A 25786-nucleotide genomic window follows, 5' to 3' on the forward strand; every position below is an offset into this window, starting at 1 on the left:
GCAGCGGCCCACGATGGCGGACGTCGCCGAGAAGGCGGGCGTATCCCGAGCGCTCGTCTCGATCGTCTTCCGGGACCTGCCGGGTGCGGGCCGGGAGACCCGTGAGCGGGTGCTGCGCGTCGCCGACGAGCTGGGCTACCGGCCGGACAACGCGGCCCGGCTGCTGGCCCGTGGTCGCAGCCGCACCCTCGGTGTGATGTTCACTGTCCACCAGACCTTCCAGGCCGACCTGGTGGAGGGTATCTACCCCGAGGCCGAACGGCTCGGCTACGAGGTCCTGCTGTCCGCCACCGGCCAGGGCCGCTCCGAGGGCAAGGCCGTCGAGGCGCTGCTCAGCCATCGCTGCGAGGCGGTGATCCTGCTCGGCCCGGATGCGGCGGCCGCGGACCTCGACGCCCTCGGGCGCCGCACGGTCGCCGTCTCGGTCGGCCGCCGGGTGCCCCAGGCCCGCGTCGACAGCGTGCACACCGCCGAGGGCAAGGGCATACGGCAGGCCATGGACCACCTCGTCGAACTGGGCCACCGCCGGATCGTGCACATCGACGGCGGCCGTGGTCCCGGCTCGGCCGAGCGGCGGCGTGCCTACCGGGCCGCGATGCGCCGCCACGGCCTGGAGGCCGAACTGCGGGTCATCCCCGGCGAGCACACCGAGCAGTCCGGCATCGAGACCGGCCGCCTGCTGCTGGCCGAGCGCGACAGCGGACGCCCCCTGCCCACGGCGGTTCTCGCGGGCAACGACCGTTGCGCGATGGGCCTGTTGATGGCCCTGACGCGAGCGGGCGTCGATGTCCCGCGCGACCTGTCCGTGGTCGGCTACGACGACAGCCATCTCTCCCACCTGATGCCGATCGGCCTGACGACCGTGCGCCAGGACGCGGTCCTCATGGCCGAGCACGCGGTCCGCTTCGCCGTGGACCGGCTGGAGGACCAGGACCTGGAGCCGCGCGAGGCGGTTCTCGATCCCAAGCTCGTCGTACGAGGCACGAGCGGGCCGGCCCCGTCGTAGGAGCCCGCCCGAGAGCCGTACGCATCGTGAGGGGGCCGACCCCGCAGGGCCGGCCCCGGAGTTGAGCGGCGGGGTCGGCCGCGCCCCGTCGCGGTCACGGCCGACCCCGCCTGTCCATGTGCGCGCTCAGCGCGTTCCCTTCGCGGCGAACTCGGCGACGGCGTCGACGTTGTCCTTGGTGATGAAGGCGGGGCCGGTGAGGACGGGGGCGGTGCCGCCGCCGCTGAAGTTGCCGTTGGTCTTGTACAGCCACAGGGAGTCGACCGCGAGGTAGCCCTGGAGGTAGGGCTGCTGGTCGACGGCGAATTCGACCTTGCCGTCCTGGACGGCGGTGACGAGTTCCTTGTTGAGGTCGAAGGTGGCGACCTTGGCCTTGCTGCTCGCGTCGGCGGTGGACTGGACGGCGGTGAGGGCGAAGGGGGCGCCGAGGGTGACGACCTGGTCGATGGTGGGGTCCTGCTGGAGTTTGGCGGTGATGGTGGACTTCACCGAGGGCATGTCGGTGCCGTTGACGTAGAGGTTGTCGGTGGTGCCCTTGAAGCCCTTCTTCAGGCCGGCGCAGCGGGCTTCGAGGGCGACGTGGCCTTGTTCCTGGATGACGCACAGGGCGTGCTTGGCGCCGGTGTTGTTGAGTTTTTCGCCGAAGGCCTGGCCGGCGATGTTCTCGTCCTGGCCGAAGTATTCGAGCATGCCGAGGTCTTTCCAGTCGTCGAGGCCGGCGTTGAAGCCGACGACGGGGATGCCTGCGGTCTTGGCCTTGGCGATGACGGCTTTCATGGCGGAGGGCTTGGCGGCGGTCAGGGCGATGCCGTCGACTTTCTGGTCGATGGCGTTCTGGACGAGGTTGGCCTGGTTTCCGGCGCTGGGGTCGGCGGAGTAGACGAGTTTGATGTTGTCCTTGGCGGCGGCGGCTTCGGCGCCCTTGCGGATCAGGTCCCAGAAGGTGTCGCCGGGGGCGGCGTGGGTGATCATGGCCACGGTCATGCGGGGGGTGGTGGCCTTGCCGGCCGCGGCGCCGGTGGTGTCCTCCTCGGACTTCTTGCCGCCGGAGCTGCTGGAGCAGCCGGTGGCGAACAGGGCGCCGGCCAGCACCGTGGCGGTCAGAGCGGCGGCTCGCTGGTGTCTGCGCATGTCCCATGCACCTCACTGTGCTGATCAGGGCGGGTTCTCAGGTGGGGGGAGGTTCACGGGTTACCGCCCGCTGGATACGACTGGAGCGCTCCACTAGCGCGCTCTAGTGGCAGGTACTATGCGGGCCTCGGCAGGTGATGTCAATGGGCTTGTCAGGACGTACCGACAAAGCCGAGGTGGCGGGGTGTCACCGATGGGTGGGCAGCGAAAGCCACCCCGCCTCGTGGAGGCAGGGTGGCGGCGGTGGCGTCTGTGGTGGGGGCGCCGGATCAGGCGGGGCGTATCACGCTGTGGATCGCCGCCTCACCGGCGTAGTGGATCGTCTCCTCGCGTATGGACGCGCCCGGGCCGGGGGCGTGGATCATCATGCCGTTCCCGGAGTAGATGCCGACGTGGCCGGCGTGGAAGAGGACCAGGTCGCCGGGCTCGACGTAGGGGAGGGCGATTCCGCGGCCGGCGGTGGCCTGCTCCTGCGGGGTGCGCGGGAGCGTGATTCCGGCGGCCTTCCAGGCGGCCTGGGTGAGGCCTGCGCCGTCGAACGCGTCCGGGCCCGTCGTGCCCCAGACGCAGGGTTTGCCGAGCTGGGCGCGGGCGAACTCGAGGGCTCGCACGGCTCGGGTTTCCTGGGGCGCGGTGGGCGTCGTGGGGGCGGTGGGTGCGGCGACGGCGCTCGTGCCCAGAGCCGGGCTCGTGTCCAGAGCCGGGGTTGTGCCTGGAGCCGGGCTCGTGCCGAGGGTCGGGCTCGTGTCAGGGGCCTGGGGGTAGAGGGTCTGGCCCGTGCCGAGGGTTTGGCTTGTGGTGGCGGCCGTGGGCGGGTCGGCAGACCAGACTGCGGTGCCTGCCCAGGCCGTTGTGTCGGCCGGGACCGGCGTAAGGTCGGCCGCGCCCAGCTCCTGCAGCGCCTGCCACTGTGTCTCGGCCGCGGGCTGGACCGGGGCCGGTGTGGTGCTCCAGGTGTCGGTGGGCTGGACCGGGGCCGGTGTGGAGCTCCACGTGTCATCGGGCTGGAGCGCGGTCGGCGTGGAACTCCAGGTGTCGGCGGCCGGGGCCTGGCTCGGCGTGGTTTCGATCGGTGTGAGCGCGGTGCCCTGTTGTGCGGTGTAGGCGGACAGCAACTGGCGGGCCCGGTCGAGCTTGAGTCGGCTCTGTTCCTTGGTCGTCCGCAATGAGGACCGCTGTTGCGGATCGGCCGTCGACTCGGCCGCAGGCGCGGTGGTCGGAGCGGGCAGGGCCAGGGCGGTCTGGGTGCCGTGTGTGCTCTGCGTGATCTGGTTGTTCTGTGTGTCCTGGATGGCCCAGGTTGCCGTCTGCGATGCGTCCGGAGCGGCCGGCAGGGCGGCGACGGGGCCGGCAGTCAGCTCGGCCAAGGGAGTCGTTCCGGCGGCCGGACCGGACGTCAGCTCCGCGACCGGGGCGGCGGGCAGCTCCAGTGAGGCACGGCCGGTTGCCTCACGCCCCCGGTCGGTCAGCCCCTCGACCGCACGCTCCGCCGGGCGAGCCGGCCGTGTCCCGGTGGGACGGTCCGGCACCCTGTCGCTCGGCAGCCTCGCCGGGACGGTCGGACCCAGCTTCGAGCGGGCCGCGTCGAACCACTGCCGGGCGACGCTGTCGAGGGCCGGGTCGCTGCGCCTGCTCTCGTCACGCCGGACAGCCGAGGCGGACCCGCGTCCGGCGTCCGTCGGCCGGTCGGCGCGCCCCCGCGGTCCCGTCGCCGCGGCGCGAGTGGCGTTGAAGGTCCCCGTGTCGGACTCGGCCTGGTTGTAGAGGGAGCTGACCCGTCGGCTCACCTCCTCGCGGCTCGGCGTCTCGTCCCCGACGGACGGGGCGGCGTTGGCCGTCTGGCCGAGCAGGGCCACAGAGGTGAGGGCCGCCGACGCGAGTGCGGAATTGCGCATGCCGGGGAGGCTCAAAGCCCCCGGACGCGCGGTGCGTTCCGGCGCCATGGGCGACGTACTCCTTCCGTACTCCGCCTACCGAGTTAGCTGACGGGTTCGGGTTCCGGAAGGTGTGCCCTACGGCCCTTGCCCCGAAGGGCAGTTGGCCGATTCACCCCAAGTTCGGTTGGGTCCCCGGCTCCAGTGGCCGCGTGGGCGCACCGGACTCGGCGGAGGCCGCACGTCCCGGCGGGTTCGCCGGAGGTCGTCGTGCGGCCTGAGGCGTAACCTAACCAACTTGTGTGTCTCGCGTGAAGATTGACGTGTGAAATGTCCGATACGTTTTTGTGACCTTCGACGCTCGGGGCAGGTCGAGGGCCGAATTCACTTCGCGGCGCGCTGGCTCCGCCACGCCGAGTAATGATCGAGGATCGTCTCCTCGATCGGGCGGTAGGTGATGCCCAGTTCGCTCACGCTCCGGCTGTTGTTCACTTCGAAGCGGATGCCGAGGTGCTTGCGGATGTAGTCCTGGGTCAGCCCGAAGGCCGGGCCGAGGAGGCGTACGGGCCAGTGCGGGAGCGCGGTGCGCGGGAGGCGGAGGTCGCGTGGGTGCCGGGTCCGCAGGATGCGGGCCATCTCGTGGAAGGACGTCATGGTCCGGGCGGCGAGGATGTATCGGCCCTTCGCGTCCGGGTTCTCCGCCGCCGCGATGTGCGCGTCGGCCACCTCGCGCACGTCCACCGTGGTGAAGCTGAAGTCCGGTGCGCCGTAGAAGAAGTAGCCCTTGAAGAGCTCCTCCAGCAGGAACAGGCTCCCGGACTCCGAGGCGGGTGTGAGGGAGGGGCCCAGGATCAGGCCGGGGTTGACCGACACCATCCGCCAGCGGTCCTGGGCGGCCTCCGCGTCCCATGCCGCGCGCTCCGCGACGGTCTTGGCGTAGTGGTAGGGGTTGTTCTCCACCGTGCTGGTGGTGTTGAAGTACCGTTCCGAGAGGACCGCGTCGTCCATGTCCAGGACGTCCGCGTAGTCGCCGAAGATCGCGCCCACGGTGGAGGTGAGGACGAGCCGGTCGACCGTGGGCGTCCGTTCGACGGCCGCCAGCACGTTGCGCGTGCCCAGCAGGGCCGGGTCGACCATGTCCCGGCGGCCGTCCTTGATCTTCTCCGGCATGCGGAACGGCGACGCCACATGGAACACCACCCGGCAGCCGCTCATCGCCTCGTCGAAGGCGCCCTCGGTGAGCAAGTCGGCCTCGAACAGCGACAGTCGGCCCGGATGCGCGTCCTGCATCTCCCGCAGCGGCCGTACCTTCGCCGTGTCGGCCGTGCTGCGCACGGTGGCGTGGACCTCGTAGCCGCGCTCCAGGAGCCGGTTGACCAGATGGCTGCCGACGAACCCGCTGCCACCGGTGACCAACACGGCCGCCGACCCGTCTGCGCCCACCCTCACCCCTTCTCCCGCACGGAAGCCGGTCGATCACGGTAGCGGCGATCCCTGTGCACGGCCATGCGTTCGAGGGCACGGGGGACAGCTTCCCCAAGGGTGCAGCCGGGTACCGAACGGACCGTCTTCGGCCCGGCTGCGGTCATGCTCCGTTGCCGCGGAGGCGGATGACGTGCGGGCTGTCCTGGGCGTTGGTGGTGATCCTGAGGGCGCCGAGGAGTTCCCCTCCAGCAGGCGGGGTGAACGTGACGGCGATCGAGCGGGAGTCGCCGCCCCGCAGGACGGCACCGGTACACGTGTCCGCCGTCTTGACGAAGCCGGCTGTACCGTCGGCGATGTCGACACGTTCGACGGTCAGCGCTCCGGAGCCGGTGTTGGTCAGGTGGACCGTCCGGGGGGCGGAGGGGGAGGCGACCGCCTGGTCGCCGAAGTCGAGGGCGGCGGTGCTCAGTGCCGCGTGAGGAGCCACCCCCGTTCCGAGCAGGGCAGCGGTGTGGGTCCGGCCGAGACTGTCGGTGACGCGTACCTCGCCGGCGCGGGCGCCCTCCGCTGTCGGGAGGAAGATCACCCTGATCCGGCAGTAACCGTTCGGCCGCAGCACGCTGCAGGAGTGGTCGTGGCGGAAGTCGCCGCTGACCGCGAGGCTCTGGATGGTCAGCTCGGTGTTCCCGGTGTTGGCCAGCAGCAGGTCCTGTCGTGCGCTGAACGTGCCGACCGGCTGCGCCTCGAAGGTCAGCCCCGGCGGATCGAACGTCACCACCGTGCCCAGACCGGTGCCGGTCAGCGGCACCGAGAGGCCGGGCACGGGAGCCGCGCACCGCACGACGAGGTCGGCGTCCCGCATACCGATCGCCGTCGGCCGGAAGGTCACCCCGACCGCACAGGACCCTCCGGGGGCCAAGGGGCCGCCGCCGCAGCCCTGTTGGATCGCGTAGTCGCCCGCCGCGGCTCCCGTCACCGTCACCGAGGTCACGGTGATCGGATCGGCTCCGTTGTTGGTCAGGGTCACGTGTTGCGGCGTGGCCGTACTGCCCACGCGCTGCGGCGGGAAGCCGACCGCGGTCGGGTCGGCGCCGCACAGAGGCGCGGGGACGCCCGTGCCGGTGAGCGCGACGGTGCGGGGACTGCCGGAAGCGTTGTCGGTGATCCGCAGCTCCGCCCTGCGGGCTCCGAGTGCGCTCGGCGTGAACAGGACGGCGACCGTGCACGACCGCTCGGGCGTGATGGTCTCCCGTCGGCAGCGGTCCTCGGCGACCTGGAAGTCACCCGCGTCGGGTCCCACGAGATCGACGGCGCCGATCTCCAGATCGAGCACCCCCTCGTTGCTCACCGTCACCGTCCTGGGAAGCCCGTGGGTGGTGAGAGGCTGGTCGCCGAAGGCGAGTGCGGCGGGATTCAGCAGCGCGATCGGGGCGGCCACCCCGGTGCCCTCCAGCGCGACGGCGACGGGTCCGTCCAGCGTGTCGCCGTCGAGCGTGACAGTGCCGGCCAGCGGGCCGGCGTGTCCGGGGATGAAGACCACGTCCAGAGTGAGGCTTCCGCCGGGTGGCAGGGCGGTGTCCGGCAGCGGCGTGAGGACACGCCACTCCCGGCTGATCGCGAGGCGAATCCGTGCAGCCGGGCGGGACCCGGTGTTGGTGACCGTGATCTGCTGCGCCGTACTGGCCGTCCGGATCTCCTGCGGGCCGAAGACCAGCCGGGCGGGCGCCGCTTCGAGGCGTGGGCCCACCCCCATGGCGCTGATCGTGAGGGTGCGGCGGTCGGTGAACCTGGCAGGGGCCGACGTATCACTCGTCTCCAGGACCAGCGCCGCCTCCACCGGGCCGACGGTGCGCGGCGAGAACCACACGGGGAAGGAGCGCGACGCGCCCACCGGGACCCGGCGGTCCGACAGCACCATGGGCGCGCCGAAGCCTTTCGCGGCACCGTCGCCGTCGATGAACAGCTCGTCGATGACGGCGTCGATCGAACCCTCGTTGCGAACGAGCACGGTCCGGGGCACCGTGGCTCCCGCCTCGACCTCCCCGAACGGTACGTCCGGCCCGGCCACCGCCGGTACGAGCGCCACGGAGAAACCGCGCACGTTCGCGCTCAGCTTCACATGGAAGCCGCCCAGGTCCGGGGTGTTCGTGTGGACCAGCAGCGTCCCGGCGTGGGGGCCCGTTTCGGTGGGGGTGAACTTCACCTCCAGCACCGCGAAGTCGCCCCGGGGAGCGGGCGAGCCGGTGAGAGTCACGTCCAGGTTCTTCTTCCTGCCACGTGTGCCCCACAGTGGCGAGTCGGGTTCGTCCTCGGTGCGGAAGTCCCCGGAGAATCCCTGCGGGGAGATACGCAGCCCTCCTGTGCCGACGTTCTTGCAGAAGATCCGGGCCGTCCTTGTCCTGCCGATGTCGACGGTCCCGAGGTCCCAGACGGGTTGCGGCACTTCCAGGACCTTGGTGCCCACCGGCAGGTCGGGCAGGTCGGGGGCGGTCACGGGGCGCCCGATGTAGATCTCGGCGAGGGGGTACTCGTCCTGCAGCTGTACGAACCGGCCCACGGACGGGGTGCCCGCCAGGTCGACGAGGAACAACAGGTAGTAACCGGGCGGCGCCACCCGGCCGTTCGGCGGCATCAGGACGGTGATCGCGTCGTCCTCCCGTCGCGTGATGTGCAGGGCGACGAGCCGCTGGTCGGGATTGAAGGCATGGGTGGCCGAGCCGCAGCGGATCAGGTGCACCCGCCGGATCCTGCGTGCCTCGGGCGTCGGGACCCGGAACTCCTGGCCGTGTCCGGCCCCGATCAGCAGCCTGCCGACAGCGGGGCGCCCGGCGGGCACGATCGCCCCCGCCTCGTCGCGAGTGAAGAGGTACGGCGGCGAGTAGATCTCGATCCTCAGCTCCCGCGCATCTCCTTTCGACGGGTCGTCCTTGCGGACTCCGCCCTGGTTGCGGTCGCTGTCGTGGTTGGAGCCCGCGATCCAGACCCGGCCGTCGGGCAGGAGCAGCGCCACCGAGTGATAGACCCGCGCGATCCGGTTCGGCGACTCGGCCAGCTTCTCCCAGGTGTCGGACTCGGGGGTGTAGCGCTCCGCCCAGTGCACCGCGTTCTCGTCCCTGCCGCCGCCGTAGACGGGAAGGCGTTCCGAGGTCGCTCCGCCGACCACCAGGACAGACGCGTCGGGCAGCAGGACGGCGTTCGCGTACGCCCGGTACGGATCGGGCCGTCGCTCCCCTGTGGGGCGCCAGCCGAGATGGGCGTTGTGAGGTTCGAAGAACTGGGGCCGGCGCTGTCCGCAGACGAGGATCCGGGCACCGTAGTGCGGCGGGACCAGAGGGAGCAGTACGGAGGGGAACGCAGCCCGGGCGTAGATGTTGAACGGCCAGAACGGGTCACCGGCCTCCCCCGGGGACTGTCCTGCCGGAGGCGGCGGGCCGAGGTCGGCGGTGGTCAGGCGCGCCGGGTCGATGTTCCTGGTCCGGCGGTGACCGCCGACGCGCAGGGCCGTGGACGAGAAGATCCGCCCGTCGGGCAGCTGGTGCAGCCGTGGGTAGTACACCATGGGGCGGATCTCCTTCCCGAAGTAGTGGGTGACGCCGCCCGTCTCCTCCAGAGGCGGGGCAGTGAGCACGGGGGCCGACCAGGTGCAGTCCGCCGGGTCGAAGATCTCGATGCGCGTGTTCTCGTGCGGCCCCCGGTCGCCGCCGTGGCCGCCGAGGACGAGGGCACGGCCGTCCGCGAGGGTGATGCACGTCGGGTACCAGCGGCCTCCTGCCATGGAGTCGACCGAGCGCCAGCGCTCGCTGCGCCAGTCGAAGATGAGGGCCGTATCGGTCCCGGTGAAGTGGTCGACCTTCGCATGGTCCGGGTGGGCCTTGTCCTCGTAATGCTCGGTTCCGCCCACGACGAGCAGGTTGCCGCTGGGCAGCAGGCAGTGACCGGCGCAGAAGAGGTCGTCCGTCAGGGGCCCGCCGGCCAGGCGCACCTCGTTGGTCACCGGATCCCACAGTCGGGTCGCGTTGATGACGCTCGCCGGGTCCGGTGGGGCCTCGTCGTGCTCGGAACCGCTGAAGTAGAGCACTTTGCCCGACGGCAGTAGCGCGGCATGCACGGCGAGGATCTGCGCATTCGCCGTGACCAGTTCCCAACTTCCCTGTCCGGCAGGCATCTCGGCGCCTCACCCTCCCCCTGGCGGCCCGTCCCCCTGGGCCCTTGTCGACACGCTAGCCGTGGCCTCGGCGCGCCAACCAGGTCCGGCCGGGCGTAAAGCCCCTACGCGCGGGGGGAGTTCCGGTGTCGACCGCACGTACGGGTGCGTTCGCGTCACCCCTGGAAAACCAGCCATGGCACGTTGTGTACGACTCGGGGAGGTCGTATGGGCGTGCGACCTGTCGAACGGCGTGGATCATGGACCTCCGGCGGGACTTGAGGGCCGCACGGGGCCGGAGGGTGGCACCCCCTGTGCAGAATCCGTGAACCAGCTGGCCGGGGCGCGCCGGTGTGATGTGAGGATGCCGCGAGAGGGCCTTCACCAAATCCCCTCCTCGGGTGGCCTGAAGGCGCCTTGCTCGGTCAACTTCGAACAAAGCAAGGTGGGTTGAGCACTTGAGCATCAGGAGTCACAAGCGCGCTGCTTGAGCCGTGCGGCCGACCGCCCACGGTGATGACGGGGGAAAACTGTTGCGGTGCACGTGAGTGGCGTCGCCCGTGTGGGTGGCGTTTTCGTGCCCCGAGTCGGGAATGCCTCCCTCTGCCATCTCTTGGTGCCTTTGTCCGGTACCCGAGACAGGGAGTAGGAGGGGGAATGCCGATGAGCGCGGTCAGCGCCGCCAAGCCGACGTATCCCGGCGTCTACGTCGAAGAACTTCCCAGCAGCACCCGCACGATCTCGACCCTGACCACGTCCGTGACGGCCTTTGTGGGCCACACCCGACGGGGTCCGCTCAACGAGCCGGTACGCGTCACCAGCTTCGCGGAGTTCGAGCGCCGCTTCGGCGGCCTGAGCGCGCAGAGCGCCGTCGGCTACGCGGTCCACCAGTTCTTCGGTAACGGCGGCACCGTCGCGGTGATCGTCCGTGTCGCCAAGGCCGGCAGCGGCAAGGCCGCCTGCGTCACCCTCAAGTCCACCGAGGGCCACAGCGAGGGCCCGGTCCTCGAAGTGCACGCCAAGGAGCCCGGCGTCTGGGGCAACGGCCTGCGCGTCGCCGTCGACCACGACACGCCCTGCCCCGACGAAACCTTCAACCTGCGTGTCTACGACGCCAAGGGCGACGCCCGCGAGAGCTTCACGGGTCTGTCCATGGACCCGGCGAACGGCCGCTACGCGCAGACCGTGATCAATGCGGGCTCCAAGCTGATCCGCGTCGAGGTCGTCGGCGAGGGCCGCCCCGACCCCTCCGGCACCGTCTCCAAGCCCTTCGGCGACGAACTGCCGAACCTGGAAGTCGACCTGACCGTCAAGATCGGCGAGGTGGAGCGCGAGTTCAAGCTCTACGACCCCGACTGCGACGGCGAAGCCCCCTGCTCCGTGGCCGAGTTGGCGCTGTTGCTGGAACGCAAGCTGCGCGCCCTGCCCGACGCGCCCGGCAAGCACGCCTTCGCGGGCGCCGAGGTCACCGCCTTCGGCCGCCGCATCCAGGTCGTCGCCGGCTCCACCGACCCCGAGGACGTCGTCCGCTTCCTCGGCGAGTGCGCCAACGACCTCGGCCTGGAGGCCTCCGTCAACCCGCCGGTCTTCCCGCTGGAAGGCGGCGAGGACGGCGAGGCGCCCGGCCCGCGTGACCTCATCGGCTCCGAGGGCGACAAGACCGGCATCCAGGCGCTGCGCGGCGTCGCCGACGTCAACCTGCTGGCGCTGCCCGAGCTCGCGGCGTACGAGAAGACCGAGGACGCGCTCACGGTGATCTCGGCCGCCCAGCGGCTGTGCGCCGAACGCCGGATCTTCCTCCTCGTCGACGCGCCGAGCACCTGGGTCAGCGTCGACACCGCACGCGCCGGGCTCGCCGCCTTCGACGCCGTGCGCGGCAACCACGCGGGCCTGTACTTCCCGCACCTGCAGCTCACCGACCCGCTCACGGGCCGGCTGCGCTCCTTCCCGCCGTCCGGCGCGGTCGCGGGCGTCATCGCCCGCACCGACTCCGAGCGCGGCGTGTGGAAGGCCCCGGCCGGCACCGAGGCGCGGCTCGCGGGCGTGCACTCGCTCACCGTCAACCTCACCGACCGCGAGACCGGTCTGCTGAACCCGCTCGGCGTCAACGTCCTGCGGACCTTCCCGCTGACCGGCCCGGTGGTCTGGGGCGCACGCACGCTGGAGGGCTCGGACGCGCTCGACAGCGAGTGGAAGTACGTGCCCGTACGGCGGCTCGCCCTCCACGTGGAGGAGAGCCTGCAGCGCGGCCTGCAGTGGGTGGTGTTCGAGCCCAACGACGAGAACCTGTGGCAGCAGATCCGGCTCGCCGCCTCCTCGTACCTGCACACGCTCTTCCGCCAGGGCGCCTTCAAGGGCGGCACCCCGCGCGAGGCGTACTTCGTCAAGTGCGACAGCGACACGACGACCGCCGAGGACATCGAGAACGGCATCGTCAACGTCCTCGTCGGCATCGCACCGGTGCGGCCGGCGGAGTTCGTGATCGTCAAGATCCAGCAGACGTCCGGGCAGTTCGCGCTCTAGGCGCGGGGAATCGTGGAGAACTGAAGGAATCCGATGGCTGAGTTCACGGTCAACGCGCATCGCTTCGACCCCTACAAGAACTTCAAGTTCCTGGTCCTGTGGGACGGTCGTACGGTCGCCGGCATCAGCAAGATCAGTCCGCTGAAGCGGACGACGGAGGTCGTCAAGCACCGGCACGGCGGCGACCCGTCGTCGCCCCGCAAGTCGCCGGGCCGCTCCGAGTTCGAGGGCATCACCCTGGAGCGCGGCGTCACCCACGACCCCGAGTTCGACCGCTGGGCCAACAAGGTCTGGCAGGTCGGCGCGGGGCTCGGCTCCGAGGTGTCCCTCGCCGACTTCCGCAAGGACATAGTGATCCAGGTCCTCAACGAGGCCGGCCAGGTCGCCGTCTCCCACAAGCTCTACCGGACCTGGCCGAGCGAGTACCAGGTCCTCGGTGAGCTGGACGCCAACGCCAACGCGGTGGCCATCCAGTCGCTGAAGCTCGAGTGCGAGGGCTGGGAGCGGGACTACGAGGTGCCCGAGCCGGAGGAGCCCTCCTTCCTCAACCCAGCTTGAGCAGTGGGTAGTCGAGGGGGGACGAGATGGCGATCACGGGGGCGGCCGAGCTGCTGGCCACCTGGGAGGCGGGCCTCGCCGAGGCACCGACGGGCCGCGCCCTGCTCCTGCACCGCACGGCGCGCCCGGACGTCGACGCCGCGAGCCTGCCGGTGCTGCCGGTGGGGGAGCGCGAGGCCGACCTGTTCGCGCTGCGCCGGGCCCTGTTCGGCGAGCGGATGCAGGTGCGGCTGGCGTGCGCCGCGTGCGGGGAGGACATGGAGTTCGACCTGGACGCAGGAGAGTTCGCGCGGTCGCTGGGCGGGAGGGGCGGTTCAGCGGCCGGGCGGCGCGGCGCGGTGGACGGGGGTGACCCGTCCGCCGGGCCCGTCGTGCGGGTCCAGCAGGACGGCTGGGACGTCGAGTTCCGGCTGCCCGGGGTCGCCGACCTGACGGCGGCGGCCCGGGCGGCGGACCCGCGCGCCGCCCTGCTCGCCCGGTGCCTCGTCTCGGCGGTGCGCGACGGCACGGCCGTGGGCGCCGGCGACCTGCCCGTCCCGGTCCAGCGGCGGATCGCCGAGGCCGTCGAGGCCGCCGACCCGGCAGCCGACGTGACGCTCAACGTCGCCTGCCCCGAGTGCGGCGCGAGCACCCGGGCCGAGCTCGACATCGCCTCCTACCTCTGGACCGAACTGGACGCCTGGGCACGGGACCTGCTGCTCGACGTCCATCTGCTCGCCACCTCCTACGGCTGGAGCGAGCCGGAGATCCTGGCGCTCAGCCCGCTGCGGCGCCGTTACTACCTGGAGCTGTGTGCGGATGTCTGACGCCGAAGGGGCGCCGGTTCCCGACTTCCTCGACCGGCTGATCGCCCGGCACGCCCCGGCCGCCGCCGGGCCGCGCCCGGGTGTGGTGCGGGTACGTCCCCGGCTGCCCGGCCCGTTCGAACGGGTGGAGGCGGTACGGGCCACGGCACCGGAACCCGACGACGCAAGCGACCTGCTGTGGCCGTCCAGCACGCCGTCGGACGTACGGCAGGACGCGGCGCCGCGTCCGGTGACGCCCGCCGCCCGGCTGCACACGGAACGCGAGCGGACGGTCGTACGCACCGAACACGCCCCGGCGGACCCGGCGCCGCAGCCCGCACCGAGGGCTCTGCCCGAGGCGCCGCTGCTGCGCCCCGTCGCGCCGGTCACCACGGGCCCGCGCCCGGCGCCCGACGCCGCGCACCGGGCGGCGGGCCGGAGCCGTGCGGACCACGGCTCCGCCCAGAACGTGGCGTCCGTGCCCATCCCCCCGGGCACGGACGCCACCACCCACGCCGCCGTGTCCACCCCACTGCGGCCGAGCGCCGCGGACACGGCGGCGGCCCGGGACGCCGTACGGCAGGCCGCGGCCAGGCGGCCCGGGAAGGCGCCCGAGCAGGTGGTTCAGGTGCAGATCGGGCGGCTGGAGGTGACGGCCGGACCGGCACCGTCCGGCGGCGGCCGGCAGCGCACGCCCGAAAGGAGCCGTACGGGGGCGACCTTGAGCCTCGCGGAGTACCTGGCGCGAGGGCGGGAGTGACATGGAGCTGCTTCGGCAGGACGACGAGACAGACCGAGGAACCGAGGAACTGACTTCATGAGCAACGCACTCGCCATCGCCCATGTCACCCAGGCCCTCGCCCTGCTGCTCGAGAACAACGTGGGTCCGGAGTTCGGCGAGGCCGTCAAGGTCGAACCGCGCAAGCCGCCGGCGGAACCGCCGGACCAGCCCACCATCAACGTGTTCCTGTACCAGGTCACCCCCAACACGTCGATGCGCAACAACGACCTGCCGACCCGGGCCTCCGACGGCACGCTGGTCAAGCGGCCGGCCGCCGCGCTGGACCTGCACTACCTGATCAGCGCGTACGGCGACGACACGGAACTGGTCGGGCAGCGGCTGATCGGCGCCGTCGTGCGCACCCTGCACGAGATCCCGATCCTGCCGAAGGACGTCATCGAGCAGGCCGGCGAACGGCCGTACCTGTCGGGCAGCGACCTCGTGGAGGCGGCGCAGCGCGTGCGGTTCTCGCCGACGGTGATGGACATCGACGAGACGTCGAAGCTGTGGGGGATGCTCTACCAGACGCCGTACTCGCTGTCGGTGGTCTACCAGGCGTCCCTGATCTTCATCGACGGGCGTGAGACACCGGTACCGGCGAAGCCCGTGGAGCGGCCAGAGGTACGGGTGCTGCCGTTCGGGACGCCCGGGGCTCCGGTGCCGCCGATGATCGGTGACGGCACGTCAACTCGCGCTTCGAGCAGTGACGTTGAGGTCGCCGACGGCCCAGAGAAGGCCGAGGCACCTCAGAAGTCCGCCGCCAGGACAACGGCGAAGGCTCCGGCCAAGGTGCCGGCGGAGGCCCCGGCCGAGGTGCCGGTGAAGGCAGCTGCCAAGACGGCGGCGAAAACGCCCGCGAAGGCGCCCGCCAAGGCTCCGGCACGAGCCCGCAAGGCGGCGCAGCCGAGCAAGTCGACACGGCAGGGCGGGACCGCGCGCGGCACGCAGACGGACGGCGGGGCCGAAGGCACCGAGAACTGAGACGGCATGGGAACGACGGGGGCAGGTGAGGACATGGGGACGAACGAGCCGGGCACACCCGGTACGCCGGGTACTTCGGCGACGGCGGACGGACACGACGCCGGCGCGACGCTGACCGCGGAGATCCGGCGTGTCCTGACCCGCATCGATGCCCACGCGGCAGGCGCCGGACAGCCCGACGCCGAGCCCGGCGCCCCGAACGCCACCGGCTCCGCGACTCCGGCTCCCCTGGCCGCCCCGGGCACCGCCCCCCTCGACGCCCTCGTCGGCTGCTTCGGCCTCACCCCCTTCGAACGCGACCTGATCCTCCTCACCGCCGCCGACGAACTCGACCCCACGACAGCGGCCCGGTGCGCTGCCGCCAGCGGTGATCCGCAGCGGGCGTACCCGACCTTCTCCCTCGCCCTGGCCGCCCTCGCCGAACCGCACTGGAGCGCGCTCACCCCCGTGGCCCCGCTGCGGCGCTGGCGGATCGTCGAGCTCGACGACGAGTCCCGGCTCACCACCTCCCGGCTGCGCCTGGACGAGCGCATCCTGCACTTCCTGCTGGGCTCCCCCTACCTGGACGCCCGCCTGCACGGCCGCCTGCGCCGCACCCCGGTGCCGGAGCAGCTGCCGCCGTCGTACGACGTGGCCGCGAGCCGTGCCGCCGAGGGCTGGACGACGGGGGCGAGCCCGGGCGCGCCGCTGCTCGTCGAGGTGACCGGCGGCGACCTGCGCAGCCGCGCCGACATCGCCGCCGCGGCGGCCGCGCGGTCCGGACTGGGGCTGTACGCCATGGGCGCCGAGGACATCCCCACCGACCCCGCCGAGCGCGACCGGCTGGCCCGGCTGTGGCAGCGCGAGGCGATCCTGCTGCCCGCCGCCCTGCTCGTCGAGGTCGGCGAACTGGACCGCGACCAGCGGGCGGCCACGGAGGCGTTCCTGGCCGGGGCCGCCGTGCCCGTCGTCGTGTCCAGCGAGGATCCGCTGCGTACGGACCGGCCGCACGGCGCGCGGGTGGCCGTGCCGCGTCTCGACGACGAGGAGCAGGTCGAGCTGTGGGCGCAGGCCTTCCACCCCGTCGCCGACCTCGACGACGGTGAACTGCGCTCCCTGGTCGCCCAGTTCCAGCTGCCCCCGCACGTCGTACGGTCCGCCGCAGCCACCGTGCGCCGACGGCTGCCGTACGAGGACGAGCTGGACGCCGCCCAACTCGCCTGGCGCGCCGGTCTCGAGGAGGCCCGCGTCGGCATGGACGAGCTGGGCCGCCGTATCGAGCCGGAGGCCGGCTGGGACGATCTGGTGCTGCACGAGCGGCAGTTGAGCGTCCTGCGTGAGATCGTCGCGCATGTACGGCAGCGGGCCACCGTCCACCAGGAGTGGGGCTTCGCCGGCACCCTGCGCCGCGGCCTCGGCGTCACCGCGATGTTCGCGGGCGGCTCCGGCACCGGCAAGACGCTGGCCGCCGAGGTGATGGCGAAGGAGCTCGGCCTCGACCTGTTCGTCATCGACCTCTCCCAGGTCGTCAGCAAGTACATCGGAGAGACGGAGAAGAACCTCCGCAGGGTCTTCGACGCGGCCGAAAGGGGCGGCGCGCTCCTGCTCTTCGACGAGGCCGACGCCCTGTTCGGCAAGCGCAGCGAGGTCAAGGACAGCCACGACCGGTACGCCAACCTCGAGGTCAGCTACCTGCTGATGCGGATGGAGGCATACCGCGGCCTCGCCATCCTCACCACCAACATGAAGAAGGCCCTCGACACCGCCTTCATGCGGCGCATCCGCTTCGTCGTCGACTTCCCCTTCCCGGCCGAGCACGAGCGCGCCGAGATCTGGCGCCGAGTGCTGCCGTCGCGGGCCCCGCTGAAGGACATCGATCCGGACCTCCTCGCCCAGCTCACCGTCGCGGGCGGCTCGATCCGCAACATCGCCCTGTCCGGCGCCTTCCTCGCCGCCGAGGAGGGCGACCGGCTGCAGATGCGGCACATGCTCGCGGCCGCGCGCACGGAGTACCTGAAGCTGGAGCGCTCCTTGACGCCGACGGAGGTCCGCGGATGGGTGTGAACAGGGAACCGGCCGGGACGACCCCGAGCCGGGCGGTGGCGTCCGCTCCGTCGGAGCCCCGCGAGATCCGCGTGGAGATCGGCGAACTCGCCCTTGAGGGTTTCCGCGTGGACCCCGAGCGGGTCACCGCCGCGTTCGAACAGGAGCTGACCCGCCTGGTCCGCGTGCACGGCGTTCCGCTGGCCGCCGACGGCGCCCTGACCGTTGACGCGCTCACCGGCCTCCCGCCCCTGCCCGCCGGACTGTCCGCCCGCCGCCTCGGCCAGGAGCTGGCCCGCGCAGTGCACGAGGGGCTCAGCGGCCACGGGGAGGTGACGCGGTGAGCAACTCGCAGTCCCAGGACTCCCGTTCGGAGCAGTCGGCCGAACAACGCCGCCGCAAGCGCAAGGAACGCGCCGCCAAGTCCCGTACCCCGGAACCCAAGGACATCGTCAGCGGCGCCGGTCAGCCCCTCGACCCCGGCGTTCGCCGCGAACTGGAGGAGCAGCTCGGGCACGACCTCAGCCGCGTCCGCCTGCACACCGACCGCGACGCCGGGCAGCTGACCGAGCTGCTCGGCGCCGACGCGGTCGCCGTCGGCCAGGACATCTTCTTCCGCGAGGGCACCTTCAAGCCCGGCACCGACGAGGGCCGCCGCCTGCTCGCCCACGAGCTCCTGCACACCGTGCAGAACCCGCACGGCCTCGGCACCCTGCGCGCCGGGCGTGAGCTGGGCGCGGTGAGCCTGCCGCAACAGGCGATCGAGCGGCAGGCGGAGTCGGCGGTGCAGGATCTCGTACGTCCGGAGACGGCGCGTACGGAGGACTCCGCCCCGGACGTCGAGGAGGGGCAGGCCACGCCCGGCTGGCTGCGGTACGCCACCGTCGACGCCGACCGCAACCGGGCCGAGGCGATCGACCCGGCGACCCTCGTCGACCGCCTCGCGAACTCCGTCGTACGTTCCCTGCGCGGCGACCCCGAGGACCTCTCCCAGCGCACCCGCAAGCAACTCGCCCGACTGCCCGAGGAGTTGCTCGACGGCGTCCTCGTCCGCCTGGAGAACCGTCTCCTCGCTCCCGAGCACGACCGGGTTCTCGACCTGGTCGACGAGATCGAGGCGTACGACGACTACGCCGAGGACGGCCTCGAGCGGGGCGCGCACGACGCCCCCGAGATCGAGCCGGACACGGCGCAGGAGGTGCGGACCGAGCGCGAGAACGCCCTGCGGACGGTCGAGGAGCGGCGCACCGAGGAGGAGCGGCCGGGCCTGGCGCCCGGGCCGGAGAAGGAGCAGGCCGTCGAGGAGGGCGCGGCCGGCAGCACTCCGCAGAACGGCGGCACTCGCGAGCACGGGACCACTCCGCAGGGCGGGGGTGCGCCGGGCGGGTCGCGGCAGGAGCCGTCGGCGGGGCGGGGTTCCGGGGCCGGGTCGGGGGCGACCGCCGGCTCGAGGTCCGGTACCGGCTCTGCGTCCGGAGGGGGCGACGCGCGCGAGGGGCAGTCCTCGTCCGCCTCGTCGGGGTCGGCCGGCGGCCGGCAGCAGGGGGAGAAGCAGTCGGCCGAAACGGCGTCGGGCAAGGGCTCGGCGGAGGGCGGTAAGGACAAGTCCGGGGCCGCGGACGGCAAGGAGAAGGACAAGGGCGGTCAGGAGCAGACCGCACGTCAGGACGCGGCCGCCGCGAGCAAGGAGGAGTCCGCGGCGAAGAACCGCCCGGGTGCCGCCGAGGCCGCCGTGGCCGGACGGCAGCTGAAGCAGCAGGACAAGCGGGGACAGCAGAAGCCGACCGGTTCGCCGACGGCGGCGGGCAAGGACACGCAGCTGCCCGGCAAGCTCAGCACGCTCGACGGCAAGCGCAACCAGGATCTCGCCGGCCTGGAGGAGGAGGCCGACGAGGACCCGTTCGGTTCCGGCAGTGAGTCGGAGGTCGAGGTCGGGGGAGGGGAGCCGAGCGCCTGGGACGTCAAGCTCCAGCCGGAGGACTTCGTACCGCAGCAGGACCTCGACGTGTCCGCCGTACCCACCGCGGACAAGCTGGACCCGTCCACGCCCGCCACCACGCAGGCGGCCCCGTCGTTCCCCGCTCCGCCGCCGACCAGGGCCGAGCAGGTGCAGGCCGAACGGGAGGCGGAGGACGCCGAGGACGAGGCGGCCGAACCCGAGGAGGAGACGGCCGACGCGGCCGTGGAGCCGGAGTCGTCGGCCCCCGAGACGGAGGGCGGGCCCGACAGCGGTCTCGGAACGGGCGGCTTGGCACTGGAGCGGGCCACCACCGCCCCGCCCGCGCCCGGCACCCGCGACCCCAAGAGCGGCGACGACCCGAAGGCGGGGCCGGTGGCGGCCCAGACCACGGTGCAGGAGGCGCCGGGCAAGCAGGAGGGCAAGTCCGAGGGCGGCACGGCGGCCAAGGAGTCGGCCGACAAGGAGGAGAAGGGCACGGCCGCGGCGGGCGACAAGGGTGGCGCCGCGCCGGAGAAGGAGTCTCAGCAGGCCAAGGGCGGCCAGTCGGCGCAGGGTGACGCCGGGGCCAAGGAAACTGCCGGGGGCAGCGGCGCCGGTGGTGGCTCGGCCGAGGCCGGTGGGCAGGGCGCACAGAGCGAGCAGAGTGCGGGGTCCGCGCAGGACGCCTCCGCTGTCGGGGCCGGAAGCACGGCGCCGGGCGCGTCCGGCGGCGGTACGGCGAACTCGTCGGGGCCGGCCGGGACTTCCGGGGGAGCTGGTGACGAGTCGGCGACCGAGGCGCCGGCGCAGGAGAGCCGTACGCAAGCGCCTGCTCGTACGGAGCCGTCGGCGGCGCCCGCGCGACCCGCATCCGCGCCCGCCGCCAGTGCGAAGTCGGAGCCCGCGTCGGCCAAGGCGGCCCCGGAACCGAAGGCCGAGCCGGAGAGCGCACCGGCGCCGAAGGCGGCGTCGTCCGGTGCTGCGCGTGGCGGTGGCGGCGGCGCGGGTGGCGGCGGTGGCGGCGCGGGCGGCGGTGGGGCCGCACCGGCTCGCGGCAAGGGAAAGAAGGACTCCGCGCCGGTGCCGAACCTCGCCGGGGTGTCCCCGGAGGCGGGGCTGGCGACGGCCTCGAAACTCAAGCCGCACAAGGCACTTCAGGCGATGGGCGGGGTCGGCGGCGCGGTGGACCGTTCCGTCGGTGACGAGCACAAGGAGCTGGCCTCCGCACCGCCCTCGATGCAGCGTCCGGCGGGCGCGCCGCAGACCCTGCAGGGCAAGCCGAGGACGGACGCCCCGGCCGAGTACTCGCAGGACAAGCCGCAGGAAGCCCAGGCACCGGAGCAGGAGAACGCCGAGGTCACGGGCGCCAAGGAGCCCGAGGGCCAGATCGAGGCGGAGAAGGCCGAGGAGCCCGGCGGCTGGGACACCTTCAAGATGGCCCTCGGCTTCGGCATCGGCAAGGTCGCGAGCTGGCTCGGCTTCGAGGTGGACCCGCAGGAACTGGCCGCCAAGTTCGCCGGGTTGCCCACGAAGGACGAGGCGCTCAAGCAGGCACAGGCCGGCAACGCGCCGGGCGTGGAGATGAAGGGCGCGGCCGAGCAGACGGCCGGTGAGCAGGACGGCCATGTCGACGCCAAGGGCCAGGAGACCGTGGCCACGGCCCGCGACGACTCCGGCCGGGCGATGGGCGAGGACCAGGTCTACCCCAACGCCCCCAAGGAGGAGCTGAGCGCTCAGATCCCGGGGGCGCAGGGCGGCGAGGGTGTGGCGGTCGAGGGCGGCGGCGCGACGGGTGCCGTACCGCCGGAGGCGGCCTCGGAGGTGGCCGAGCACGAGCAGGGGCCGCAGTTCCAGGCGGCGTTCAGCGACGGTCAGAAGTCCATGTCCGAGGGCCGGCAGGCCAAGGACCGGGACTTCCGTGACTCGCAGGCCAAGCACAAGCGGCAGGTCGACGCCGAGATCGCGCAGAACACCGAGACGCAGGCCGGTGAGCGCGAGAAGGCGATGGGTGAGGTCACCGCCCAGCGGGAGGACTGGCGCAAGGAGCAGGACGCGGAGCTCAAGAGCCTCGGCGACAAGAAGACCGAACGGCACGACAAGGTCCGCAAGGACGTCGAGGACAAGGAAAAGCAGACCGACGACAACGTCGAGAAGGAGAAGGAGGGCAGCGACAAGAAGATCCAGGACGAGAGCGACAAGGCGGAGCGCGACGCGGAGAAGCAACGCGACGGTGCCGTCCAGGACTCGGGCAACTGGATCACCAAGGCCTTCGACTGGATCAAGCAGAAGGTCATCGAGATCAAGAACGCGATCGTCCGCGTCATCCGGGCGGCGCGGGACGCGGTCGTCGGTTTCATCAAGAACTTCAAGGACACGGTCGAGCGCTGGATCAACGAGGCACGCAAGGGCATCGTCGAGGCGATCAAGAACCTCATCAAGGACCTGATCGAGTTCGCGGTGGCGATGGTGCGGGCGGTGATCGAACTGGCGGCCCGCATCCGCAAGTTCATCACGGACCTGATCGCGGCGGCCATCGCCCTCGTCAACCGCCTGGCCGAGGCGCTGAAGAAGGCGATCAGTGACCTCCTGAACGCCATCGGAAAACTCCTGAGCAGCATCCTGGACGTCCTGAAGAAGGCGCTCCTCGATGTGGTCAAGGCGATCGTCGACGCGGTGAAGGCGGTCCTGCAGTTCGCCTCGCGGATGCTGAGCGCGCTCGGCGAGTTCATGCTCATCGCGGTCGACTTCCTCTCCGACCCCGGTGGCTGGCTGAGCGGTGCCAAGAACTCCGCGGTGGACGGCGCGAAGAACCACCTGTTCCGCGAGGTCAAGGCGGCCGTCAAGGAATGGTTCCAGTCCAAGATCCAGGAGATCATCGGCATCCCGAAGGCCATCCTCGACAAGCTGATCAAGGGCGGCATCGCCCTGGACCAGATCGTCAAGGAGACCTGGGACGCCATCGTCCCCCAACTCCCCCTGATCATCGGCGAGATCGTCATCACCAAGGTCATCGCCAAGCTGATCCCGGGCGCGGGCTGGGTCATGGCGGTCATCGACGCCATCCGCACGGCCATCGGCGCCCTCGGCGAGATCCTGCGCGCGATGGGGGCGGTCCTCGACTGGCTGAAGGCGGTGCGCAGGGGTGGAGCCGGCGTCCTCTTCGCGAAGGCGGTGGCGGCGGGCATCGTGGCTTTGCTCGAACTCGCCTACGAGGCGTTGCTGAGCGGCATCGGCAAGTACGTGGCGAAGGTGGGGCGCCGCTTCAAGGACGTCGCCGCGAAGCTGGGCGGCAAGGGCAAGGGGGACAAGCCGCGCGGGGGCAAGGGGGCGGGGGCCGACGGGGCGGACGACAAGGGTGGGGACAGGAAGCCTCAGGCCGACCCGACGAAGAAGCCCGGGCCCGACGGGAAGACGGCTACGGCTACAACGCCGAAGCCGGGGCAGGGCAAGGACGGCGCGCCTGGGAAGCCCAGGACGCAGGGAGCCGACGCCAAGAAGCCCACACCTCCCACCACGAGCAAGGACAAGAACGGCAAGCCGAAGGACAACGACGAGAAGCCGGACACCAAGCCGACCCCGACGCCGAAGCCGAAGCCGAAGGCAGAACCCCCGGCCCGGCCGAAGCCCGAGCCGGACACGAAGCCGAAGCGCACCGACACCAAGGGCCCGGACAAGCTGAGGGACGACAGGGACGCAAGTACGCCCAAGTCCCAGGACGACAGGGGTACCAGGGGCAAGCCCAAGGACGCCGACGGCAAGTCGCCGGACAAGCCGAAGGACCAGGACCCGACCAAGCCGAGGTCCGAGGACAAGGGCACTCCGGGCAAGCGCAAGCCCGACGCGGATCACGACAAGGGCAAGGACGGAGACAAGTCCGGCAAGCCGAAGAAGAAGGAAGAGGACGGCAAGCAGCCGAAGCCCAAGCACGATGCCAAGGGCACGGAGAAGACGAAGCGTGACGGGCGTGACGGGCGGAGGCCGAAGGACAAGGACCCGGAGAAGGAAAAGCAGGAGCGGAAGGAGAAGAAGGAGCAGCGGAAGAAGAAGGAGGAGTCGACGGAATCGAAGGAGGAACGGCTCCGGAAGATCGTCGCCAAGACGAAACCACGTGCCGACGCCAAACTGCGCAAGGGAGCCGGGTCGCTTCCTCTCAAGGCCATGCTGGCGGCGCAGCGCCTCTGGTACCGATTGACCTCCCACACTGTGGAGGGTGGGGACACCGAGGTCGTCAAGGCGCGGCTGAATCCAGAGAAGGAGGGAAGCGAGAAGCACAGACTGGCCAAGCAGTTCCAACTGGTGCAAAAGGCCCAGGAATTCGCCCGCAAACAGTCTGAAAAGGCGATACCCGCATCCTCGGAGACGCCGGCCCCCAGGGAGGGCACCAACACCTTTACTGCTCAACTCACTGAGCAGCCGCTTCTGCGGCAGTTCCCTGCCATCGATCAGGCCATGACCGCCGCGAAGGTCAATGAAGGCGGCGGAAGCGTTGAAGTGAAGGTGCCCAGCGCTGAACTTCTCCTGCGTTGGAACCGAGGGTTCAAGAATGACCCCGGTGGATTCCTGGCCACGTCGCACGGCTCAGGGCGCTATCAGGACCTGAGGCTGACCGCCAAGAAGCTCAAGAACTACAGGAAGTTCATCGAGGGCGTTGACGCCATTCAGCGTGGAGATTTCGCGGCAGCGGCCAAGACCGGTCACGACATGCAATTGATGATGGAGTTCGCGTTCCTTCGGACCATGGTGGAGTCTCGGAGGGAGCCGTTCATGAAGGTGATGGGTCAATCGGAGATCGGTTGGGCCAAGCGCGCCGACTCGGAGAGCCAGGCCCGCGCTCGCGTGGACGAGATTCTCAGCAGGGGGTTGATGACCCACAACAGGAACGTCGCGCTGGCCCGGGATCTGCGCGCTGCCGCGGAAATTGTGGCCCCCGGAGGTGAGGTCAACATGGACAAGCTCGACGACAAGGCTGTGCGAAAAGTCCTCAAGGACCCCATCCCGAGTGTGACGCGGAGTGTGCACAAGGGAGAGGTGAAGTGGGCCACGAAGCAGGAGCAGCGGGTTCCTGAGAAATCCGAGACCAAGACATCCGCGGAGTCCGGTAAGCAGCTCCTCGACAGAACTACTCTCTGGGTCGCGCGGATGACACCCGATGACGTACATGTCACGTTCGATGGATACGAGGACATGCTCGAGAGGATGCAGAAGATCGTCCGCGAGATAATGGAGCTCGATCCACAAGCCCTCGACCGGGCACCTAGGCTGTGGACTCCATGATCCTGCGCGTAAGGAGAAACACCGTCATGCAGTGGGGTGCGCACCGCGGACGCCGCATCATCCTCGCCGACGGCCTCGATGAGACCGACGTGGACGAGGCTGCGTCGCTCATGAACGCCGAAAAAGTGCGAGAAACGGTTGCTTCGGTGGAGATCGGCCTGTCACGAGAGGTGACGTGGCGAGTCGTCAACGACTATTACCTGCACTACGGCAGGGAGCATCCGTTCGGCGTCCACCTCGTCTTCGCTTCCGGGGCGGAGGAATCACAGGTGGCTGAACTGACGGAGATGCTGTCGGAGTACTTTGAACCGCCGAGCGATGAAGAGATTCTTGCCGCCGTCGACGCCAGCGATTCGGTCGAGCAGAAGCGGAGGTCTCTGGTTCGCCTCGGTATCGGGGCTCCCGCCGAGGAAGACCCGCGGTTCCTTGAGAAAATCATCGAGGCCATGCACTTCGATGACGAGCAGGTACGCGAGGGCGGACTGTGGGCGGCAGCGCACGCGCTGTGGCCAAGACTTCTCCCGGAGATCGAATCAATGAGTCAGGGCGAAGTGAATCCGATTCTTCGGGACCAGGCGAGCGCTCTTGCCGGGTACATGCGACAGGAGGGCATCACGCCGTGACCCGCTACGCCGACATCCCCAAACCCATCCGCTCCGGAATAGTCGTCGTCAACCCCGACACCGGCACCCCCCAGCGGATCATCGTCCTGCAGTTCAACCCGGACACCCTGGAACGCAGTGTCGCCCCCCAGTCCGCCGGCGACAGTGGTGACGCCGGAGGTGGTGGCACAGGTAGCGGGGACCGCAACGAAGCTCTCCGCCTCAAGGGCCCCGCCCAGGAGACCTGGAAGTTCACCGCCGAGATCGACGCCACCGACCAGTTCGAGATCGCCGCGCCCGACGGCATCCACCCGCAGCTCGCGACCCTCGAGATGCTGGTGCAGCCGACCGTCGCTCAGCTCCGCGCCGCGAGCAAGCTGTCGCAGAAGGGCGCCATCGAGATCAGCCCGATCGAGATGCCGCTCACCCTGTTCACCTGGGGGAGCAAGCGGGTCATGCCCGTGCGGCTCACCGAGCTCTCCGTCAACGAGTCCGCCTTCGACGTGAACCTCAACCCGATCCGCGCCTCCCTCAGCATCGGCATGAAGATCCTCACCGTCAGCGATCTCCCGGCAGGGCACCGCGGCGCCGACCTCTACATGGCGCACCTCGCCCAGAAGGAACGCCTCGCCGCGGCCGCACGCGGCGGCGGCCTCGGCTCGCTCGGGCTCGGCGGAGGCGGAGGCATAGGCGGCGGAACCGGAACCAACGTCGTGATCGGAAGGGGCTGAGCAGAGCACC

The 25786-nt window shown here is 70.9% G+C and carries 15 protein-coding genes and 1 riboswitch; of the genes, 11 read left to right on the forward strand and 4 right to left on the reverse strand.

Annotated features, from left to right (window positions below; translation table 11 throughout):
• The first annotated feature begins 13 nt into the window (after positions 1 to 13).
• Positions 14 to 1006: a LacI family DNA-binding transcriptional regulator gene (locus tag ACZ7L6_RS06170; RefSeq protein WP_471921779.1), complete on the forward strand. Its 993-nt coding sequence runs from the start codon at positions 14 to 16 to the stop codon at positions 1004 to 1006.
• A gap of 126 nt (positions 1007 to 1132) precedes the next feature.
• On the opposite strand, the gene ACZ7L6_RS06175 is transcribed toward ACZ7L6_RS06170, so the two are convergent.
• The 4 genes from ACZ7L6_RS06175 to ACZ7L6_RS06190 form a co-directional block, all read right to left on the reverse strand.
• The gene (locus ACZ7L6_RS06175; protein ID WP_471920792.1) at positions 1133 to 2137 is read right to left on the reverse strand and encodes a sugar ABC transporter substrate-binding protein; all 1005 of its coding nucleotides are present in this window, start codon (positions 2135 to 2137) and stop codon (positions 1133 to 1135) included.
• Between the two features lie 269 nt (positions 2138 to 2406).
• Positions 2407 to 4032: a C40 family peptidase gene (locus ACZ7L6_RS06180; protein ID WP_471920793.1), complete on the reverse strand. Its 1626-nt coding sequence runs from the start codon at positions 4030 to 4032 to the stop codon at positions 2407 to 2409.
• Positions 4033 to 4088: 56 nt separating this feature from the next.
• Positions 4089 to 4254: riboswitch (cyclic di-AMP (ydaO/yuaA leader) on the reverse strand.
• A gap of 141 nt (positions 4255 to 4395) precedes the next feature.
• Positions 4396 to 5454 (reverse strand): NAD-dependent epimerase/dehydratase family protein, encoded by a 1059-nt coding sequence (locus ACZ7L6_RS06185; RefSeq protein WP_471920794.1) that lies wholly within the window; start codon positions 5452 to 5454, stop codon positions 4396 to 4398.
• A gap of 142 nt (positions 5455 to 5596) precedes the next feature.
• A complete protein-coding gene (locus ACZ7L6_RS06190) occupies positions 5597 to 9601 on the reverse strand; it encodes a choice-of-anchor D domain-containing protein (protein WP_471920795.1) in 4005 nt (1334 codons plus the stop codon).
• A 636-nt stretch (positions 9602 to 10237) separates the two neighbouring features.
• Here ACZ7L6_RS06190 and ACZ7L6_RS06195 point away from each other — a divergent pair.
• Genes ACZ7L6_RS06195 through ACZ7L6_RS06240 form a run of 10 tightly spaced genes read left to right on the forward strand, consistent with a single transcriptional unit; the run spans position 10238 to position 25776 of the window.
• Positions 10238 to 12103: a phage tail sheath subtilisin-like domain-containing protein gene (locus ACZ7L6_RS06195; protein ID WP_471920796.1), complete on the forward strand. Its 1866-nt coding sequence runs from the start codon at positions 10238 to 10240 to the stop codon at positions 12101 to 12103.
• A 33-nt stretch (positions 12104 to 12136) separates the two neighbouring features.
• Complete coding sequence (locus tag ACZ7L6_RS06200; RefSeq protein ID WP_004003113.1) at positions 12137 to 12661, forward strand: phage tail protein; 525 nt, start codon at positions 12137 to 12139, stop codon at positions 12659 to 12661.
• A gap of 26 nt (positions 12662 to 12687) precedes the next feature.
• Positions 12688 to 13467: a T4 family baseplate hub assembly chaperone gene (locus ACZ7L6_RS06205; RefSeq protein ID WP_471920797.1), complete on the forward strand. Its 780-nt coding sequence runs from the start codon at positions 12688 to 12690 to the stop codon at positions 13465 to 13467.
• Positions 13460 to 14206 carry a hypothetical protein gene (locus ACZ7L6_RS06210; protein ID WP_471920798.1) on the forward strand — a complete coding sequence of 249 codons (747 nt, stop codon included), beginning with the start codon at positions 13460 to 13462 and terminating at the stop codon, positions 14204 to 14206. The genes ACZ7L6_RS06205 and ACZ7L6_RS06210 overlap by 8 nt, the downstream gene beginning before the upstream one ends.
• Positions 14207 to 14263: 57 nt before the next feature.
• A complete protein-coding gene (locus ACZ7L6_RS06215) occupies positions 14264 to 15208 on the forward strand; it encodes a Pvc16 family protein (RefSeq protein WP_471920799.1) in 945 nt (314 codons plus the stop codon).
• Between the two features lie 33 nt (positions 15209 to 15241).
• Positions 15242 to 17251, forward strand: a complete 2010-nt coding sequence (locus ACZ7L6_RS06220) for an ATP-binding protein (RefSeq protein WP_471920800.1) — start codon at positions 15242 to 15244, stop codon at positions 17249 to 17251.
• A complete protein-coding gene (locus tag ACZ7L6_RS06225; protein ID WP_471920801.1) occupies positions 17242 to 17574 on the forward strand; it encodes a hypothetical protein in 333 nt (110 codons plus the stop codon). Before ACZ7L6_RS06220 ends, ACZ7L6_RS06225 begins: the two co-directional genes overlap by 10 nt.
• Positions 17571 to 24443, forward strand: a complete 6873-nt coding sequence (locus ACZ7L6_RS06230) for an eCIS core domain-containing protein (RefSeq protein ID WP_471920802.1) — start codon at positions 17571 to 17573, stop codon at positions 24441 to 24443. The genes ACZ7L6_RS06225 and ACZ7L6_RS06230 overlap by 4 nt, the downstream gene beginning before the upstream one ends.
• Positions 24440 to 25066 carry a hypothetical protein gene (locus ACZ7L6_RS06235; RefSeq protein WP_471920803.1) on the forward strand — a complete coding sequence of 209 codons (627 nt, stop codon included), beginning with the start codon at positions 24440 to 24442 and terminating at the stop codon, positions 25064 to 25066. The genes ACZ7L6_RS06230 and ACZ7L6_RS06235 overlap by 4 nt, the downstream gene beginning before the upstream one ends.
• On the forward strand, positions 25063 to 25776 hold the full coding sequence (locus ACZ7L6_RS06240) for a hypothetical protein (protein WP_471920804.1): 714 nt from the start codon (positions 25063 to 25065) through the stop codon (positions 25774 to 25776). The genes ACZ7L6_RS06235 and ACZ7L6_RS06240 overlap by 4 nt, the downstream gene beginning before the upstream one ends.
• Positions 25777 to 25786 lie beyond the last annotated feature (10 nt).

It is taken from the genome of Streptomyces sp. NPDC107522, from assembly GCF_055657525.1.